Below are 1384 nucleotides of genomic sequence, written 5' to 3' on the forward strand. Positions count from 1 at the left end.
CCGGCAGTCGCACTGTCAATTTTCTTCAGCAACTGCTGATATAAATCAGGTGTCGGTGGGATGGGCGGATCATCACCTTCAAAGCCGGATTCACGGATATTCAGCGTGACTGGAACGGTTGTCGCTCTCACTGTTGTATCGGATTCCATATTGTAGCCGAATACCGACATTTTCACCACACCGGCATGAAGTTCCGCAGGCAGATACAAGGTCGTTCCATCTGTTCCGAGAACAACGGAATATACCTCATCGCACTGCGAAAACTGAACCACCTTGTGAAAATGCTTCCAGTCACCGTCAAAGGTGAATTTGAACTGCACATACTGGATCTGGTGATCTGCCAGCACCTCACGCTCCATGATCTCAATGCTCTGATTTTTCACAAGAAATTTCCACATCAGTCACGCACCTCCACCCACTCTTTGTTTTCGTCATCATACTCCATATATCCGTCAAGGCAGTTGATTCTCACAAGTGTACCTGTCAGCTGACCGCTGTGACCGTCCCAGCTCGTCCCTTTCGACACCGTCGCCCAATCGTCCAGGCTGCCCTCATAGGTGATCTGCGTCAGCCGATTACAGTAATTGATCCAGTGTGAGCCGATGCTCGTCACATTATGGCTTAGGGTAACATTTTGCAGATTGGTACAGCGGACAAAGCAGAATCCCGGCACCTCGGAGCATTCGACTCTTGCAGTTGTCAGCGTACTGCTGTCCATGAAAAGGTAATTGCCGAGGGTCGTGAGCGTAGCGGGGAGTGTAACGGATGTGAGAGCCTCACAGGAAAATGCCTTCTCGCCGATGGTTGTTACGGATGACGGAATATTCAGCTCGGTCAGGCCGCCTTGATTATACATGAAAAATGCACGCTTTCCGATTTCGGTAAGGCTTGTCGGAAGGCTGGCGGTTGCCATATTGGGGCATCGTTCAAACACACTGCTGCCGATTGCTGTGATACCGTCTGAAATCACAAGAGAATGGATATTTTCATTTTCCCAGAACGGTGACTGTCCGATCTCGTAATCATAGGTTGCACCGCTTCCACGCAGAAGAAGTCTTCCATTTGAGTACAGCACATAGTACGCATTTTCGCCGATTTCACCTGTTTCAACAATATCGCCCGTGAGATCATCGACCTTTGTCTGAATAACCTCAACTTTATTTGTGAGATCTTCAATTTTCTTATTATATTCCGAAATTTCGGCGATAAGCTGTGCCATCTGTGACATCAGCTCAGTGACCTTGCATTTGCCGAGGATACATTTGCAGTATCCGCAGACATTAGCGTCCTCACGGTAATCGTACCAGTCACGGTCGGACAGCTCTGTCGCTCCCGGATTCAGACGTACTGCATACATGAGCAGCCGCACATGATCTGCATCCTG

Annotated in this window: 1 protein-coding gene and 1 pseudogene; both read right to left on the reverse strand. The window is 49.0% G+C overall.

Features of this window, described 5'->3' with window-relative positions:
• Positions 1-383, reverse strand: a pseudogene (locus QVO51_RS09360) (hypothetical protein); the annotation flags it as partial.
• A 14-nt stretch (positions 384-397) separates the two neighbouring features.
• The coding region (locus QVO51_RS09365; RefSeq protein ID WP_288168081.1) for a leucine-rich repeat domain-containing protein at positions 398-1384 on the reverse strand (987 nt) is incomplete at its 5' end.

Origin of the sequence: Ruminococcus sp. CAG:379, assembly GCF_000434255.1 — a bacterium.
Lineage (GTDB): Bacteria > Bacillota > Clostridia > Oscillospirales > Ruminococcaceae > Ruminococcus_F > Ruminococcus_F champanellensis.